Here is a 16372-nt window from a genome sequence, read left to right as displayed (position 1 = left end):
CTGGACTTCCGATGAACGAACACATGAATTCCGTTGAGCTCAAGAAGGCCTTTCGTCTGATCAACCACGGCCCGACCGTGCTCTTGTCCGCACGACATGGCGGCATCGACAATGTCATGGCCGTGGCCTGGTGTTGCGGTCTTGATATCGATCCACCGAAGCTCACCCTGGTTGTCGACAAGGTTGCGCAGACGCGCTCCCTCATCGAGGAGAGCGGGGTTTTCGTCGTGCAAGTTCCGACGGTCGCCCAGCTTGCGCTGACACGGGAGGTCGGAACCCGAACGTTATACGAAGAGCCAGACAAGCTTCAGACATCAGGTATCTCGATCTTCGAAGTGCCGGGACAGGATCTGCCGTTCGTTGAAGGCTGCTCGGCCTGGCTTGTCTGCAAGCTGATCAATGAGCCGCATATTCAAGACACCTACGACCTCTTCATTGCCGAAGTCATCGCTGCGTGGGCGGACGACCGTGTGTTCCGGGACGGCCACTGGCATTTCGAAACGGCGGGGCCGGAATGGCGCAGCCTTCATCACGTAGCGGGTGGACACTTCTATGCCATTGGGGAGTCGCTTTCGACGGCGGCCGAAACGACCTGAAATCGCGTGCCCTTATATTCGATGCCTAATTGCGCTCAACTCCTGCCGTCCAAGACTGTCCGTAGCAACACAAGATCGAATGTGACCCTGGGCGAAGGATAGAGGCCATATCTGTCACATCTGACGTTTACATGGCCGCTGCCATCACTTACGGGAAGCCCCATATTGTGGGTTTAAGGGCGAACGATCATGCTGATCAAGCAAAGCGACTACCATCGGATTTACCGGGTCATCAATAGCCTGCTGATCAACGAAAACGCCAACCCAGCGACGGCTTCGATGTATTTCAGCACGTTCGGAGCCTTCATTCTAGAACATCATTTCAAGATCAAAGCAAAGCCGAAAGGCGGTCTCGCCGCTTACAATCTAGACGGAAAACACATCCTTTTTGCTGACCAGCGCGACGATGGCTATGTCTCCGGCGCAGGCGAGAATTTCCACTGCTGGGTCGAAGCGGACGGTTGGGCAATCGACTTCATGGCCCCTGCGTTCTCAGAAAGTGCGCCGGGCCTGCTTATCCATTCGAAGATGTTTCAGCGTCCGCTTACATCCATGGCTCCGTCTATCAACGATCTCGGCCAGTCAGGCGATTTCTTCTATCATTCCGAGCCGGAGGCGACGGCCGAGCGTTTCGCGGATTGGCGCAAGCATCCGATGATCGGAGACCTCGCCACCGTTGCCACGAACTGGTTCCGGAAGTCTCCCAAGCAAATGCAGACGTCTATCACCGTTCGGAACAAGGATGGGAAAACCAATGTTGTGCCGCTCGTCGGCAATTCCCTGGTTGGCGCGTGGTGATGCTCGGAAGCCCGTTCGAGCCGAAATAGCAATTGTGATATGGCTCGGATTTTGCCTGCAAAGACCTTGCTAGATACTGTAGGACACCCCGCATCCAAGCAGCCATCGACCAATTGATGGCACGTCGAGGCATTCAGAGATGGTCATAAACACTCGACGCCGGTCTGCCTGGCAACTCCTTTTGCTGCCCTTACGGCTCGTCATAGCCGTGCTGGTGCTCATCAGCGAAGTCGCCCGACCACTATACCGACCATTCGTGAACTGGTTCTCCTCACTCTCCATCGTAGTGCACTTCGGCGAGTTTGTTGGTTCATTGCCACGAGGCGTCATTCTCGTTCTGTTCGTCGTCCCGCTTGCGATTGCCGAGCCGCTGAAGATTTATGCTCTATTCGTCATTGCCAGGGGTCATGTGATCTCCGGACTAGTCATAATCGCATTGGCGTACCTGATGAGCTTCCTGTTGGTCGAACGTCTTTTCCACGCAGGCCGGGAGAAGTTGCTGACTTACGGCTGGCTGAAATGGACCATGGATCGTGTGGAGACCGTTCGGAACTCGGTGGCCGACATGAAAAGAAGCGTCATCGCAATGGTACGCAGTTGGCTTCGACAAGGCGCTTGAACAAAGGCCGGCTGTTATCCAGCTTGGTGCTGATCAGTCTCGGCTTGAGGAAAAACATTGCTTTTCATGATGCTCGATGAGGCACCACAACATAGCAATCTGGGTGAAGTTTGCACGGAACTCAACATCCGCCCACATCAATGCTGCGGATGCATGCACTCCCCGTGATCCGCAAGAACCTCGATCACCCGGCACTGATCGACGCGGCCGTGGCCGCAGCCTTTTACCATCATTTCAAGTTCCGCTTTCAGCGCTGTCAGGCTGCGGATGCGCTGTTCGACCTCGATCAGGCGGGCCTTGGCGATGGCGTCGGCCGAGGCGCAGGATTGATGCGGGTCGTCCTGCAGCGCCAGCAGCGTGCGGATGGAGTCGACTTCGAAGCCGAGTTCACGGGCGTGGCGGATGAAGGCCAACCGATGCAAATGCGACTGCTCGTAGGAGCGCTGGTTGCCCTCGCTCCGCTCCGGCTCGGCCAGCAGACCGATGCTCTCGTAATAGCGGATCGTCGGCACCTTCACGCCGCTTTGCCGGGCCGCTTCGCCGATCGTGATTTTTTTCATATTTTCCTCTTGCACCTCTAGTCACTAGAGGATGTAGGAAGGATGCCACGGTTTGACAAGGAAGCGGATCATGGCAGCAGCAACACAGACACGATACAGAGTTGGCGGTATGGATTGCGCATCATGCGCCGCCAAGATCGATACAGCCGTGCGGCGCATGCCCGGCGTCGAGGATGTCTCGGTTTCGGTGACCGCCGGAACAATGACCGTGCGCCACGACGAGACCAGCAACCTTGTCGCCATCGAAAAGAAGGTGGTGGGTCTCGGCTATTCCGTCGCGCCGCTTGCCGGCAAGGCAGCACCCTCGCCCGCAGAACATCAACATGACGATCATGGTCACCAGTGCAAAGGTGATCATGACCATTCCCATGATCACAGCGGCCATGATCATTCGGCGCATGACCATGCCGCTCATGATCATCATGCCGATCACAAGCCTGCGGAAAAGGAAGTGGAAGGGCTGCATGGCCATGACCATGCGCCGACGAACGGCCCGTGGTGGGCGAGCAAGAAGGGCCGGCTAACGATCCTGTCCGGCGGCGCGCTGGTTGCCGCCTATGCCATCGGCCATCTCGTCCCCTCGATCGCACCCTATGCCTTCATCATCGCCATGCTGGTTGGCCTCGTGCCGATCGCGCGCCGCGCCGTGATGGCGGCTCTGGCCGGCACGCCCTTTTCCATCGAAATGCTGATGACCATTGCGGCAGTCGGCGCGATCGTCATCAACGCCGGCGAAGAAGCGGCAGCGGTGGTCTTCCTCTTCCTCGTCGGCGAACTGCTGGAAGGCGTGGCCGCCGGCAAGGCGCGCGCCAGCATCCAGTCGCTGGCGACGCTGGTTCCGAAAACCGCGCTGGTCGAAGACGGCGGCCAGACCCGCGAGATCCAGGCCGACAGTCTCAAGGTAGGCGCGATCATTCTCGTGCGCCCCGGCGACCGTATCGCTGCCGACGGCGTCATTGTCGAAGGAGAAAGCGCTATCGATGAGGCGCCGGTCACAGGCGAAAGCACGCCCGTGCGCAAGGGTATCGATGCCAAAGTTTTCGCGGGTACGATCAATACGGACGCCGTGCTGCGCGTTAAAGTCACGGCGGCGGCCGCCGATAACACCATCGCCCGCGTCGTCAAGCTGGTCGAGGAAGCCCAGGAATCCAAGGCTCCGACCGAGCGCTTCATCGACCGCTTCTCGCGCTACTATACGCCAGGCGTTGTCGCCGTCGCGGCACTGGTTGCGGTGACGCCGCCTCTTACGATGGGCGCGAGCTGGGCAGAATGGGTCTACAAGGGCCTCGCCATCCTGCTGATCGGCTGCCCCTGCGCGCTTGTCATTTCGACACCGGCAGCCATCGCTGCGGCCCTTTCGGCGGGCGCTCGCAGCGGCCTGCTGCTGAAGGGCGGCGCCGTGCTGGAGACCATGGGCAAGGTAACGACGGTCGCCTTCGACAAGACGGGCACGCTGACCGAGGGCAAGCCAAAGGTGACCGATGTTGCCGGATTCGGCTTTACCGAGGCGCAGGTATTGTCGCGGGCGGCAGCGCTGGAGAATGGCTCGAGCCATCCGCTTGCTCTTGCGATCCTGGAGCGGGCAAAGACTGACAGGCTCCCGGTTCCGCCTGCCGCCGAAGCAAAAGCCCTGCCCGGCAAGGGCGTCAGCGGCCGGGTTGGCGGCGAGGCCATATTGCTGCTCTCACCACAGGCGGCGCGGGAGATCGAAGTATTCTCGGCCGAGCAGGATGCCCAGATCGTGGCCCTGAACGATGAAGGCAAGAGCGTTTCCGTGCTGGTCGTGGACGGCAAGATTGCCGGCCTGATCGCCATGCGCGACGAGCCGCGCGCTGACGCTCGCGCCGGGATCGAGGCGCTCAGAGCGGCCGGGATCAGCGCCGTCATGCTGACCGGCGACAATGCACGGACCGCTGCGGCCATCGCCAAGGGTCTCGGCATCGAAGCCCGCGCCCAGCTCCTGCCGGAAGACAAGCAGCGCATCGTGCGCGAGTTGCAGGCGCAAAAGCAGGTCGTCGCGAAGGTCGGAGACGGCATCAACGATGCGCCGGCGCTGGCAGCGGCCGATGTCGGCATCGCCATGGGTGGCGGCACCGACGTGGCGCTGGAGACGGCCGACGCCGCAGCGCTTCATGGCCGCGTGACCGATGTCGCCAACATGGTCGTGCTATCGCGCACGACGATGAGCAATATCCATCAAAACATCACCATGGCACTCGGCCTGAAAGCGGTGTTCCTGGTGACCACGGTCGTCGGCATCACCGGCCTCTGGCCGGCGATCCTCGCCGATACCGGCGCCACCGTGCTCGTCACCGCCAATGCGATGCGGCTTCTCGGATGGAAGGCCGCGAGATCTTGAGGTTAGGCCTCTGTGCTTGTAACGGCAAAGGCGGTCGGCATCGCTGCCTTACCCGCCTTTGGCCATTCATGACCCAGCCAACAGACCCTGAAGCTCCGGCAGCTTGTCGTTGACTAGCCAGCCGTAATAATTCTCCTCCGGCAGCTTGCGGCCACCGGGCTTGTCGGCATCCTGCCGGAGCGATAGCGCCCGGCGACGCGGCTGTCCGACATTGTATAGCGTTGCGGTCAGGCCGGGATTGTCGGAGATATCGAAGCCCTGATCCCGGTATGCCTCTATGGCATCCCTGATGATCGCCGCAATGTAGAGAACGCTGCGCGCCGGATCCATGATGTCGCGATATATTGCCTGCGGATCGTCCGGCGATAGTTTCGCCAATCCACTGGTGACATGTACCCGGTCGGTGACCTCCAGCGCCGTCAGGGGGCTGATTTGCCCGAGGCCGAAGGTCTGTCCGGCATAGAAGGGCTGAAAGAACGCCCGCTGGAACGTCATGTTCTCATAGGAGACGCCGTCGATGGTCTTGCCGCGAAAATTCTGGTCCCACGCCTCGTCGCGGCACTCCCAGAGCTCGGTGCTGCCGGTGAAGCCATTGCAACGCGCAAATTCCGGCCTCTTCACGAAGGACTGTACTGACACGCCCTTGTAGCTGAACGTGAAGTCCGCCTTCGAATAGGCAAGCGCCTTGACGTAGTAGGACTGAACCCTGTCGACGATCGTGATGTTGTAGGTATGCTCGCCGACAAGAGCGCCGATGATGTGGATCGGGTCGATCTGATAGGTTTCGGCAGCCTTCTTGATCTGCTGCATCAGGCTCTTGTCCTGGCGGAGCACCGTGAGGATCTTCTCGTATTTCTCCTCATAGGTCGTCGAGAAGGCCTTGGCACGCATCGCCGATGTGCTGGGGATTGCGGGCTGCTCGGAATTGCGATTGCCAGAAGGCACGCGCACCATGTCCCGGGCGGCGCAAGTGGAGGTAATGGCGAGAAAAAGAATGAGGCTGGTCGCCGAAATCTTCGATAGGCTTGTTCGCATTTGATAATCGCTCTCGTAAAAGGCACCGACCACAGGACCGCCTTCATATTCGAACAAGCTCCTGAAACAAGGCTGAGCGGTTCTTCCGCGAGGCGAATCACAATAAACTTTAGTTGAGACGGCACCTGCCCGCGCGCAAACCCACGGCTTCAGAGAGGAACCCGGTGAACCATCTTTTCGTGACCGGAGGCATTCTGCTTGCCGCCGCCCCTGGCGCCGCAATTCCCACGATGGACGACGTTCCGACACTTGCTGCGGCCGCGATCGTGCGAAGGGTTGATGTCCCGATGTCGGCCATCCATATATCGAGCGTCAAGCCAAGCACCAGGATGCCCGGGTTCGTCGTCTGTGGGATTGTCGACGAGCAATCCGCCGAGGGGGATAAAAACGAGCGCTTCTTTGTCGTCATACCCGGTGACTTCGCGATCCTTGACCGCGACGGACCGAAGCTCGTGGACACCTATTGGTCTGCAAATCAGTGCAAGTGAGTTGCCAGAGCCTTGCTGATCATGGCTAGTTCTTCGGGCGTGCGGCCCGGTTCTAGTCGGAACCAGACATTCGGATCGTCAGCGGACTGCCGCTTGATATAGGTGTAACCCGTCGCGCTCCATGTCTTCACGGCATCGTCCAAATTGTCCAGAACGAGATCGCCGTCATTCGTTCGCGCCATCAGCACCAGATGCCCCTCATTATGCTTGTCGAGAACGACCGTCAGCAACAAGGCCGAGTGGGGCCAGCCAGCTTCTATCAGGAGCTTTCTTTTCAGCAGAACATAGTCGTTGCAATTGCCCATGCCGTCATCGGGATAGGTCCACCAGTTCATGATCCCCATCTTGTAAATTCCATAGTGGTCGTCGTCCCCGACGCCCTGGATCTCATGATTGACCAATTGGTTGATCTGCTGCAGTTCGGCCCATCGGTCCTCGTCGACCTTCGCGAATTCTTCGCTCTTCTGCCCCGCGGCGCATTCGGCGGGCTGGGCTTCGCAGAAGCTGATCCAGCCGATGGGTACGGTTGTCCTCACGGTTACCCGCGCAAAACTATGCGTCTGCGAGCCGGACATATTGCCTGCAGGCTTTGCGATGGTCGCGCCCGAAAAGAATAAAAGCCCGGCTAGAAACAGAATGCATGTGACGAATAGCGATCGCATCTTTGGCTCCATGAACGGAGCCATGAAGCCGGAGGGCCGTCAAATTTATTCAAAAGAAGATTGTTTGCATTTTAGGCTTCCTGCGTTTTTCGCCTGACGGAGCCATCGAGATCGATCGCATGATAAAAAATCTCCGAACGATCAAAACCGGCAGTCGGCCTTCTTTTGAGCCCTGCAACCAGCCTCTCAAGGATATTATGGCGCCCTCCCCACTGGCGCGGCAGGGCATTGACGCATATCCTTACTGGCATCCTCATCAATTATAAGAGCCGGTTTTGTTTCTCGAAATTTCAATCGTCGTCCTGCTGACCATCCTCAACGGTGTCCTGGCAATGTCGGAACTCGCCGTGGTTTCCTCCCGACCGGCACGTCTCAGGGTTCTTGCGGATCAGGGCAGCAGAGGTGCCCGCCTGGCGATCAAGCTGACCGAGCACCCGGGCCGTTTTCTATCGACGGTCCAGATTGGCATCACGCTCGTCGGCGTCCTGTCCGGCGCATTCTCAGGTGCGACGCTCGGCGCACGCTTCACCAACTGGCTCCTCGCTCAAGGCATGTCCCAAACGCTGGCCGACGCCATCGGCGTGGGAACGGTCGTCATGGCGATCACCTACCTCTCCCTGATCGTCGGCGAACTCGTGCCGAAGCAGATTGCGCTCCGGGCTCCCGAGACGGTCGCAAGCAAGGTCGCCCCGGCGATGACCGTTCTCTCGAAGTTCGCTTTGCCGCTGGTATGGCTTCTCGATGCCTCCGGCCGTCTGGTGCTCAGCCTTCTCGGGCAATCAGGAAAGGGTAGCGACGGCGTCACCGACGAAGAGATCAAGACCATTCTCGCCGAGGCGCAAAGCGCCGGCGTGATCGAGAGGGAAGAGTCCGCGATGATTTCCGGCGTCATGCGCCTCGCCGACCGTACCGCGCGGGCGCTGATGACACCCAGGCGCGAGGTCGAGCTGATCGACGTCGACGACAGTGCGGAAGAGATACGCGCGCAGCTTCATAGGACCAACCGTTCGCAGCTTCCCGTACGCAGGGGAAGTTCCGACGAGGTTCTCGGCATTCTGTTCGTCAAGGACTATTATGACGCGATATCCACCGACGGCCACGCCGATATCAAGGCGCTGACGCGCGAGGTTCCCGTCGTGTCGGATCTTGCCACCGCCAACACCGTCATCCAGATGATCCGCACGTCGCCCACCGACATGGTGCTTGTCTTCGACGAATACGGACACTTCGAAGGCGTCGTCACCTCCGGCGACATCATGGAAGCGATCATGGGCGTATTCCAGACAGACGCCGGCGAGGAGCCGGCGATCGTTCGCCGTGACGACGGCTCCTATCTCGTTTCCGGATGGATGCCGATAGACGAATTCTCGGAGTTCATGAACATCCCGCTGGACGAGGATGCCGAATACCAGACCGTCGCGGGTCTGGTCCTGGAGGAGCTGAAGCACCTTCCGGAACTCGGGGAGAGCTTCAGCAGGAACGGCTGGCGCTTCGAGGTCATCGATCTCGACGGCCGGCGGATCGACAAGCTTCTGCTGTCACCCGAAAAGACCGAGGCTGTATAGCAGCGGCCCGGCCGACTGTGCTCTTCTCGTATCGGCGGCGATTTTCGACGGATCGGATGGCTGAAAACCTGGGACAGACCGAGAGACACGTGGCATAAGGGCGCCAAAATCTCTCTCTTCAGGCCTCGCGTAGACAATATGATCCGTATCGAAAACATCAGCAAGCAGAACAGCCACCGCATCCTCTTTATCGAGGCGTCCGCAGCGCTCAACAGGGGCGAGAGCGTCGGGCTCGTCGGCCCCAACGGCGCCGGCAAGACGACGCTGTTCCGGATGATTACCGGACAGGAGCTGCCCGACGAAGGGCAAGTCTCCGCCGACAAGGGCATCACCATCGGCTACTTCAATCAGGATGTCGGCGAGATGGAAGGCCGCAGCGCCGTCTCCGAGGTTATGGAAGGTGCTGGTCCGGTCAGCATCGTCGCCGCCGAACTGCGCGAGCTTGAGGCGGCCATGATCGATCCCGATCAGGCCGATAACATGGACGATATCATCGAGCGCTATGGCGAGGTGCAGGCGCGCTACGAGGAGCTGGACGGCTATGCTCTGGAGGGCCGCGCCCGCGAAGTGCTGGCGGGCTTGAGCTTCACCGAAGAGATGATGGACGGCGACGTCGGCGGGCTGTCGGGCGGTTGGAAAATGCGCGTGGCGCTCGCCCGCATTCTCCTCATGCGCCCCGATGTCATGCTACTCGACGAACCAAGCAACCATCTGGATCTCGAAAGCCTGATCTGGCTGGAGGAATTCCTGAAGGGCTACGAAGGCGCACTGTTGATGACCTCGCACGACCGCGAGTTCATGAACCGCATCGTCACCAAAATCATCGAAATCGACGCCGGCTCGCTGACGAGCTATTCGGGCGACTACGAGTTCTACGAACAGCAGCGGGCGCAGAACGAGAAGCAGCAGCAGGCGCAATTCGAGCGTCAGCAGGCAATGCTTGCCAAGGAAATCAAGTTCATCGAACGCTTCAAGGCCCGTGCCTCGCATGCCTCGCAAGTGCAGAGCCGCGTCAAGAAGCTGGAGAAGATCGACCGGGTGGAGCCGCCGAAGCGCCGCCAGACGGTCGCTTTCGAGTTCCAGCCGGCACCGCGCTCAGGCGAAGACGTGGTCAATCTGAAGAACGTCCACAAGAAGTATGGCAGCCGTGTCATCTATGAAGGGCTGGATTTCATGGTACGGCGCAAGGAGCGCTGGTGCATCATGGGCATCAATGGCGCCGGCAAGTCCACCTTGCTGAAGCTGGTAGCGGGTTCGACGCAGCCGGATGAAGGCAGCGTTGCCTTGGGCGCCAGCGTCAAGATGGGTTATTTCGCCCAGCATGCCATGGACCTTCTCGACGGTGAACGCACCGTGTTCCAGCAGCTCGAACACGATTTCCCGCAGGCGGGCCAAGGCTCCCTGCGCGCGCTTGCCGGATGTTTCGGGTTCTCCGGCGACGATGTCGAGAAGCGATGCCGGGTGTTGTCGGGTGGCGAGAAGGCGCGGCTTGTCATGGCGATCATGCTCTTCAACCCGCCGAACCTCCTCGTGCTCGACGAACCGACGAACCATCTCGATCTCGACACCAAGGAAATGCTCATCAAGGCGCTGTCGCAATACGAGGGCACCATGCTGTTCGTCTCACATGACCGGCATTTCCTCGCGGAGCTCTCCAACCGCGTGCTCGAGCTGACGCCCGAAGGCGTCCACCAGTATGGCGGCGGTTATACGGAATATGTGGCGCGCACTGGCCATGAGGCGCCCGGCCTGCATAGCTGAGCATAGGAACGTTGGGGCAGTGTGCCCTCAGTGCACACTGACGGGGAGAGGCGCTGTCCCGTCGACCACCGCGACAGGCGTGGTCCTGCCGCGGACGCGGATTTCGATGCGGCGGCGGGTTTCAACAGCACCCGCCTGCCCCGCCGAGATCGTATCGCCGGGCAGGATCAGCTGGGCGGCCGACATCGGCAGGATCGTCGCATTCTTCAGCTTTGGATTGGCTTTCAGAACATTGGCGACGGCGATGGCGCGTGCCAAACCAAGCCCGGCATTGTCGGACGGCTCGACGGCCGATATCGGCAACCTGCCATCCATGGCGCCGATCAATGTGTCGTCGAGATTTGAGATTTTCCGCGCGACCGGCTGTTCGTCCGTATGGCCGATCACCTCGACAATGTTGGCTCCATAGGCGCTCAGATTGCCGGCGATCTCATTGACAACCGTGGTGTCGAGCAACTGCACGAAGGTCTTGGTCAATTCGGTGCTGCCCGACTGGAAATAGTTCGTCCTGACGTCCTCGAGATTGATGATCGGCGGCCACTCGTGGGGCCCTGTTCCGCCAAGCCCTCCAGCGAGGAGCTTGTTCATTTCGTCGGGCGCCTTGGCAAGATCGACGCCATGCTGCTTCAGCACCTCGGCCACCTTGGCAAGGTCGCGCAGATCCTCCGATGTCGTCCCCTCCATGTTGAGACTATCAAGGGTTTCGCGCGCCAGTACCAGTTCGCGCCACTCCTTTTCCAGCTTCACCTGGTCCGCCGGCGAGAGATCGCCGGACTTGAGCTGCCTTTGCAATTGTACGATGAGCCAACTCTGCTCGGAACGCTTCTGTTCCAGAAGGACAAGCTGCTGCTCGGCCTCCTTCAGTTTGCGCTCTGCTTCATAGCGATGGCTCCGCTCCTGCGAAATCATCGCCGCCGCGACCAGCAACAGGCAAAAGACCAGGAGCAGCATGGATTCAGCCATGGTCAAGCCGAGGATGAGGCCACGATTGTAGCCCTTGTGTTCCAGCTTCGGCTTGGCGTCTGTGGCGCGTATCACCATAGATGCCACCGGCGTTTGCGACCCGCCGTCACGGAGAGCACGTCTTCATGAGTGGGCGCGGTCTCGACTGCGGACGATTTCTCAGGCTGCGCATCAACCAATTTGAGTTCAGGCGATAGTGGCCGTCCCGGCAGATCCGCGATCCGGCTCAGCGTCCGTTCGATATTCCGCAACGGCTGCAACTGCGCTTCGGCCATGTCCTTGATGGCGGCGATGGCCGGCGCGAGTTCGGCCCGAACCACATCTTCCGGCGCGCGAATATCCTCGAGCTTCTTGCCGACTGTTTCGACGGCGGTGCCGAATTTTCCGATGATCTCGGATAGCTGAGAGGTCGTCTCCGTCAGTTGCGCCGCCGCCTCGTTGATCGGCTTGACCGCCTGTTTCGCCAGGACCTCGAGTATCTTCTGGATTTCTTCGCCGTTACGCTCGGCCTGGCGCCCAATCTCCTCGAACCCTTCCGACAACATTTGCTGGCTGACTCGCCGGTAATGGGCGAATTCGCGCGACGAAGCGTCAAGCTCCGTGCGCACCCGCCGCGTCATCTCGGCCAGCTCGTGGCGCGTACTGCGCTCGATGTCGATCGGATCGCGCCGCATCTGATTGAAGAGAATGCGCAGCGTCACGCCGGCGATGGTCGAAGTGACAGCGATGCCGAAATTGCGGACGATCGTCTCGATCGAGGTCTCGCCGGCGAAGAGATAGAGCGAGACGCCGAGGCTCGACAGGGTGAAGAGGAATCCCATGTAGTAGAGATTGTCGCCCGTCTGCTCGTTCTGCAGGCGAAACCCCGCGAAGGCCAGCGAAGCCACGAAATAGATCGCCATCAGCAACAGCGGCACGCCAGTCACGACCGGCAGCGGCCAGTCCAAAAGCTTTGAGGTCCAGATGAAGATCATGCCGCCGATGGTGGTGGAGGCGAAGAGGACCATCGGCCCGTAGTCGCGCATAGCGAACCTTGCCTCAGCGTCGGCCATCAGCGTATCCCCTCCAGTCGGACGAAGCCGTCGAAATAGCCATTGTTGTTTTTGACCCATTGCGCCCAGAAGCCGCCAAGATCCTCCATGCTGAACTTCGTATTCGGCCTTTGAAAGGCGAAGATCCTGACCATGACACCATCCAGTGACGTCCGGTACTTATCGCGCGCGGGGCTTGCCTGGAATTTCTGGTAGGAGGCGCCGTCGCGATAGTTCGAGAAGACGTCGGTGTGCTCCAGCATGTCGGACGCGATGTAGAGGTGCTTCGGCATGCCGGGAGCAGCGCTCGCAAAGACCTCCAGATTGATCTTCTGGATCGCGGCCATGATCGGCGATAGCTTGCCCGCCTCGCCCACACTCAGCTTGCCGGCGATATCGGCAAGCGGCTTCTGGAACCCCTTCTCCCAGCGCGCCTGCGCCAGCCGGGGATTGCTGGTCCATTCATCGACATTAGCGCCGCTTCCGGGATTGCAGCCGTGGAAGGTCTGGATGAGCTCGCCCTCCTTCGCCGTCAGCGCGTAGATATCGATCGCGCCGCCGACGGGCACATCAGCGACGATCTTCTGGAACTGGTTGCGCAGGTCTAGCGCCGTCGTGTCCGAGATCGGATCGGTGACGTCGAGGAGGATTGCCGTTTCCGATTTCGGTCCGCCCACCGGGCAAAGCGATGCCTGGTCGACCGCAACATTGGCGCTCGCCTTATAGCGCAGCCAGCCATAGCCGCCGACGATGCCGAGCGACAGGACGGCAAGGCAAACCGTCGCGATGATCAGACCGATGGAGCTACTGCCCCGGCTACGCCGCTTGCGTCGCGCCAATGGTACTCTCCGGGAAAAGATTGTCGAGCTTGTGATACTTCTCGATGGCGCTCTCGAATTCGTCGCCGATCCGCTTGATCTGTTCGCTCAATTCGGCCTGCGCGCTCTGAATACGCTCGCCAAGCAATTTGTCGTCCCATTCCTCGTTGCTATGCAGCACCGGCACCAGCCGCTCAAGCTGATAGCGGGAGGCGAAATAAGCCGGCTCCGGCTCCGTGCGTGCGCCTCTGTTGGCCTCGCGATAGACGGTCAGAAGCGTGTTGGCGGTGCGCTCGAGATGGTTCTGGTGTTCGGCGAAGAGGCCGGCGGTTCTGGCTCGGTGGGCGAGGATCGCGGCGGTCTCTTGCCGGCGCATGCTGAGATCGCGGATGATCGCTTCGATCTTGCTGTTATGTTCGTCGCGGATATCCCGGAGATCATCGATCAGATCGAGCTTGCGATCGATATAGCTGCTTCGCGCTGTATCGAGGCGCTTCTGCACGCCGGCAAAACCCGGATAGGGATCGGTCAGGTAGCAGCCGTCGATGAAGGCGAAGAGCGAAAACATCAGGCCGACGGCAAACAGCATCCAGGAATTCAGCTCCTGCAGACCGAGCGGCGCCGTTTTCAGCCGTTGCATCACCTCTACGCCGGCGCCGGAAAGAATCGTTGCCGACACTTCGCGGTAATGCGCCAGCGCAATGTTGATCGCCAGCGCCACCGCGACATAGGCGACCAGACCGAGCAGTCCGAGCAGCTTCAAAAGAAACGACCGGTGCACGAGGAAACGGACGCAGAAGAAGGAAAACATCAGCGCCGCGCCGATGTTCAGGAAGGCAAAGGCCGCCGCTTCCGTCACGCCGCCGACGACACCCTGCTCACTTCCCTTGGCAAGGAAGCTGCCGTTCATCACCATCTCGATCAGGATGAGAAAGACGATCAGCGCCACCTTGAAGCCCCAGGCGGCCTTGCTGGAAATCTTCGCTGCGCGCTGCAACTTGTGCCTCGACTTGAAATCCACCAATTCGTCCTCGGCGGTCTTCAGATTACGGCGCAGGCCATGCAGTTCATCGACGCCGCTTGCCACCTCCGCCTTGAAATCCGAAATGCTCGAGGCATTCGCCTGCCGGATCAGCCCGAACTGCCCTTCGAAATCAAGGTTGCGCAGGCGGCTGTCAAAGGTCTGGAACTGGTCCTCGAGGACCTGATGGGAGCTTTTCTTCTCCGCTTCGATCCAGGCAACCACATGCTGCTCGGTCTCGTCGAGCGATTGCGCGCTCGGGCCTGGCCGGTTGAGCCTGCCGGCGGTCGCACCCTTGTCCTTCAGGCTGAGCGTCGTGCTCAGCTTCTCCAAATCAACAACGGGAAACACATCGGTCGAGGCCCGAAAATCATGGCTTGTCTCCCGAACGGTCTCCCAGAGGCGGTTTAAGGCTTCAAAACGCAATGATCTTCCCCAGGCGAAACCATCAACTTTAAAAGGACTAGTGATAGACCGATATCGCACCGGTTGTCCCTGGTCCAGAGCAGTACCGGCGAAGTTAAAACGGGATTGTGGTAAAGAATAGCCCGAAAGAATCTTGCCGGTCGCGAAGCTATCGCGCTTGGCGGCAAAGACCCGGGATTTTTGTCATCACCCTCAATAAACCACTCGCCAAATCATCACGATCGCCTAATTTGCTCCAATCGCGACTGATCCGGAGATCAAGGCCATGACACCCTCCCCCTTCAAGAATATCTGTATTTACGGCGCGGGCGCGCTCGGCGGCGCAATTGCGGCAAAACTGGCTTTGGGGCTCGGGGAACAGGCACGCATTTCCGTCATCGCACGCGGCGCGCATCTGGATGGCATTCGCAAGCAGGGCATCCATCTCTGGGAAGCCGAGGCAGACAAGCCGCTCGTGGCTCAGGTAACGGCGACCGCCGATGCGGCAGAACTGCCGCCACAGGATCTGGTGATCACCGGACTTAAAGGCCACCAGCTCGGCGCGGCGGTGCCCGGCATCGCCAAGCTGCTGCACGCCGGCACGCGTGTCATGATGATCCTGAACGGCATACCCTGGTGGTATTTTCATCGGGACCAGCAAAGCGGCCATGCCGAACTGCAGATGGAGGAACTCGACCCGAACGGCGATCTCTGGCGATCGATAGGTCCTGAACGCGTCATCGGCTGCGTCGCCTATCAGGGCGCCGAAGTCATCAATCCCGGCGAAATCGAGCTGAGCAACAAGGGCCATTTCATCCTCGGCGAACCCTCGGGCGAGACATCAGGCGATATCGAAGCGATAGCGGCCCTGCTGAAGCAGGCAGGCGTCAATATCTCGATCTCGCCGCGCATCCGTGACGAGATCTGGAGCAAGCTGATGGGCAACGCCGCCTTCAATCCAATCAGCGCCCTAACGCGGGCGCGGATGTCGGGAATCATGGCCAACCCTGCTTTGTCGACCATGGTCGGCGAGGTGATGCACGAGGTGAAGGCCGTGGCGGAAGCCCTGGGTTCACAAATAGCGATCTCCATCGAGGAACGCCTGGAACGCTCCCGTCACATCGGTCCGGTACGCACCTCCATGCTGCAGGATCTTCTGGCCGGCAAGGCGCTGGAAATCACCCCGCTGGTCGGCACCGTCGTCTCGCTCGGCAAGCTGACAGGCGTGCCAACACCGACCTCGGCGACGATCCTGGCGCTGGTGACGCAATTGGATCAGGAGAACTTGCGGGCGGCGGAGTAGCTCCAAAGCCCCTCACCCCATTTGCACGGGAGAGGGAGTTACAGAGCCAGCATCCGCATCTTTATATCCCACTTATTTCTTCGCCTCTCGCCGCGAATGGATTTCCTATGCAGCTTGGCATTACCATCAGGGCCGAATGTAGAGGTAGACGTCATGCTTGATACACATTCTCCAAACCTGACCGAGTCCATCCGCTTCCTTGTCCACGACAGCGATAAGAGGCACCAGCGCGTTGCCGCTTCCGCCCCTATCGGCAAGCTCCAGCCGAAACGCCGGCTCCGCAACCGGCAGGTCCGCGAGAAGCGCACGTTCTATGCGATGTTCGCCTTCGGGCTGCTGCTTGGCGCCCTCGAGCTCTTCATCGTGCTGCACTATCTCTAAGCGGCCT

16 protein-coding genes are annotated in these 16372 nt (G+C 60.0%); 9 read left to right on the top strand and 7 right to left on the bottom strand.

What is annotated here, in order from left to right; genetic code table 11:
• Positions 1-23 precede the first annotated feature (23 nt).
• The 3 genes from HB780_RS14375 to HB780_RS14365 all read left to right on the top strand — a co-directional run bounded on the left by HB780_RS14375 (position 24) and on the right by HB780_RS14365 (position 2013).
• A complete protein-coding gene (locus tag HB780_RS14375) occupies positions 24-596 on the top strand; it encodes a flavin reductase family protein (RefSeq protein WP_286203107.1) in 573 nt (190 codons plus the stop codon).
• A 189-nt stretch (positions 597-785) separates the two neighbouring features.
• Complete coding sequence (locus tag HB780_RS14370; RefSeq protein ID WP_183692844.1) at positions 786-1394, top strand: DUF2026 domain-containing protein; 609 nt, start codon at positions 786-788, stop codon at positions 1392-1394.
• Between the two features lie 208 nt (positions 1395-1602).
• Complete coding sequence (locus tag HB780_RS14365) at positions 1603-2013, top strand: hypothetical protein (RefSeq protein ID WP_286203106.1); 411 nt, start codon at positions 1603-1605, stop codon at positions 2011-2013.
• Positions 2014-2150: 137 nt separating this feature from the next.
• Here HB780_RS14365 and HB780_RS14360 read toward each other — a convergent pair whose 3' ends face one another.
• On the bottom strand, positions 2151-2573 hold the full coding sequence (locus HB780_RS14360) for a MerR family transcriptional regulator (RefSeq protein ID WP_183692840.1): 423 nt from the start codon (positions 2571-2573) through the stop codon (positions 2151-2153).
• Between the two features lie 70 nt (positions 2574-2643).
• Between HB780_RS14360 and HB780_RS14355 the strand changes: the two genes are divergently transcribed.
• Complete coding sequence (locus HB780_RS14355) at positions 2644-4932, top strand: heavy metal translocating P-type ATPase (RefSeq protein ID WP_183692838.1); 2289 nt, start codon at positions 2644-2646, stop codon at positions 4930-4932.
• 66 nt (positions 4933-4998) lie between these two features.
• Here the strand turns inward: HB780_RS14355 and HB780_RS14350 are convergent, their stop codons facing one another.
• Complete coding sequence (locus HB780_RS14350; RefSeq protein ID WP_183692836.1) at positions 4999-5967, bottom strand: DUF1402 family protein; 969 nt, start codon at positions 5965-5967, stop codon at positions 4999-5001.
• A 164-nt stretch (positions 5968-6131) separates the two neighbouring features.
• Here HB780_RS14350 and HB780_RS14345 point away from each other — a divergent pair, with 164 nt between their 5' ends.
• Positions 6132-6455: a hypothetical protein gene (locus HB780_RS14345; RefSeq protein ID WP_183692834.1), complete on the top strand. Its 324-nt coding sequence runs from the start codon at positions 6132-6134 to the stop codon at positions 6453-6455.
• Here HB780_RS14345 and HB780_RS14340 read toward each other — a convergent pair.
• Complete coding sequence (locus HB780_RS14340) at positions 6443-7117, bottom strand: transglutaminase-like cysteine peptidase (protein ID WP_183692833.1); 675 nt, start codon at positions 7115-7117, stop codon at positions 6443-6445. The two genes, HB780_RS14345 and HB780_RS14340, sit on opposite strands and share 13 nt — an antisense overlap.
• A gap of 275 nt (positions 7118-7392) precedes the next feature.
• Between HB780_RS14340 and HB780_RS14335 the strand changes: the two genes are divergently transcribed.
• Both HB780_RS14335 and HB780_RS14330 read left to right on the top strand, forming a co-directional pair.
• The gene (locus HB780_RS14335; RefSeq protein ID WP_183692831.1) at positions 7393-8682 is read left to right on the top strand and encodes a hemolysin family protein; all 1290 of its coding nucleotides are present in this window, start codon (positions 7393-7395) and stop codon (positions 8680-8682) included.
• Between the two features lie 138 nt (positions 8683-8820).
• Positions 8821-10443, top strand: a complete 1623-nt coding sequence (locus HB780_RS14330; RefSeq protein ID WP_183692828.1) for an ABC-F family ATP-binding cassette domain-containing protein — start codon at positions 8821-8823, stop codon at positions 10441-10443.
• Between the two features lie 27 nt (positions 10444-10470).
• Here HB780_RS14330 and HB780_RS14325 read toward each other — a convergent pair whose 3' ends face one another.
• From HB780_RS14325 to HB780_RS14310, 4 genes are read right to left on the bottom strand one after another with little or no spacing between them, the layout of a single operon-like run.
• On the bottom strand, positions 10471-11484 hold the full coding sequence (locus HB780_RS14325) for an OmpA family protein (protein ID WP_183692826.1): 1014 nt from the start codon (positions 11482-11484) through the stop codon (positions 10471-10473).
• Positions 11478-12458 (bottom strand): hypothetical protein, encoded by a 981-nt coding sequence (locus tag HB780_RS14320; RefSeq protein ID WP_183692825.1) that lies wholly within the window; start codon positions 12456-12458, stop codon positions 11478-11480. The genes HB780_RS14325 and HB780_RS14320 overlap by 7 nt, the downstream gene beginning before the upstream one ends.
• Positions 12458-13276, bottom strand: coding sequence for a hypothetical protein (locus HB780_RS14315; RefSeq protein ID WP_183692823.1), 819 nt, complete (start codon positions 13274-13276; stop codon positions 12458-12460). The genes HB780_RS14320 and HB780_RS14315 overlap by 1 nt, the downstream gene beginning before the upstream one ends.
• Positions 13254-14702 carry a hypothetical protein gene (locus HB780_RS14310; RefSeq protein WP_183692821.1) on the bottom strand — a complete coding sequence of 483 codons (1449 nt, stop codon included), beginning with the start codon at positions 14700-14702 and terminating at the stop codon, positions 13254-13256. Before HB780_RS14310 ends, HB780_RS14315 begins: the two co-directional genes overlap by 23 nt.
• Before the next feature lie 265 nt (positions 14703-14967).
• Between HB780_RS14310 and HB780_RS14305 the strand changes: the two genes are divergently transcribed.
• On the top strand, positions 14968-15984 hold the full coding sequence (locus tag HB780_RS14305; protein WP_183692820.1) for a ketopantoate reductase family protein: 1017 nt from the start codon (positions 14968-14970) through the stop codon (positions 15982-15984).
• Between the two features lie 153 nt (positions 15985-16137).
• Positions 16138-16365, top strand: coding sequence for a hypothetical protein (locus tag HB780_RS14300; protein ID WP_183692818.1), 228 nt, complete (start codon positions 16138-16140; stop codon positions 16363-16365).
• Positions 16366-16372 lie beyond the last annotated feature (7 nt).

It is taken from the genome of Rhizobium lusitanum, from assembly GCF_014189535.1.
GTDB classification, from domain to species: domain Bacteria; phylum Pseudomonadota; class Alphaproteobacteria; order Rhizobiales; family Rhizobiaceae; genus Rhizobium; species Rhizobium lusitanum_C.
The sequence above is the reverse complement of the archived record's forward strand: the minus strand, read 5'-3'. Positions and strand labels throughout refer to the sequence as shown.

What these genes read in the sequence shown, in the direction of transcription:
- HB780_RS14370 (WP_183692844.1), top strand. Translation starts at nt 786, where the DNA reads ATGCTGATCAAGCAAAGCGACTACCATCGGATTTACCGGGTCATCAAT.
- HB780_RS14340 (WP_183692833.1), bottom strand. Translation starts at nt 7,117, where the DNA reads ATGCGATCGCTATTCGTCACATGCATTCTGTTTCTAGCCGGGCTTTTA.
- HB780_RS14320 (WP_183692825.1), bottom strand. Translation starts at nt 12,458, where the DNA reads ATGGCCGACGCTGAGGCAAGGTTCGCTATGCGCGACTACGGGCCGATG.
- HB780_RS14375 (WP_286203107.1), top strand. Translation starts at nt 24, where the DNA reads ATGAATTCCGTTGAGCTCAAGAAGGCCTTTCGTCTGATCAACCACGGC.
- HB780_RS14305 (WP_183692820.1), top strand. Translation starts at nt 14,968, where the DNA reads ATGACACCCTCCCCCTTCAAGAATATCTGTATTTACGGCGCGGGCGCG.
- HB780_RS14300 (WP_183692818.1), top strand. Translation starts at nt 16,138, where the DNA reads ATGCTTGATACACATTCTCCAAACCTGACCGAGTCCATCCGCTTCCTT.
- HB780_RS14355 (WP_183692838.1), top strand. Translation starts at nt 2,644, where the DNA reads ATGGCAGCAGCAACACAGACACGATACAGAGTTGGCGGTATGGATTGC.
- HB780_RS14360 (WP_183692840.1), bottom strand. Translation starts at nt 2,573, where the DNA reads ATGAAAAAAATCACGATCGGCGAAGCGGCCCGGCAAAGCGGCGTGAAG.
- HB780_RS14330 (WP_183692828.1), top strand. Translation starts at nt 8,821, where the DNA reads ATGATCCGTATCGAAAACATCAGCAAGCAGAACAGCCACCGCATCCTC.
- HB780_RS14325 (WP_183692826.1), bottom strand. Translation starts at nt 11,484, where the DNA reads ATGGTGATACGCGCCACAGACGCCAAGCCGAAGCTGGAACACAAGGGC.
- HB780_RS14350 (WP_183692836.1), bottom strand. Translation starts at nt 5,967, where the DNA reads ATGCGAACAAGCCTATCGAAGATTTCGGCGACCAGCCTCATTCTTTTT.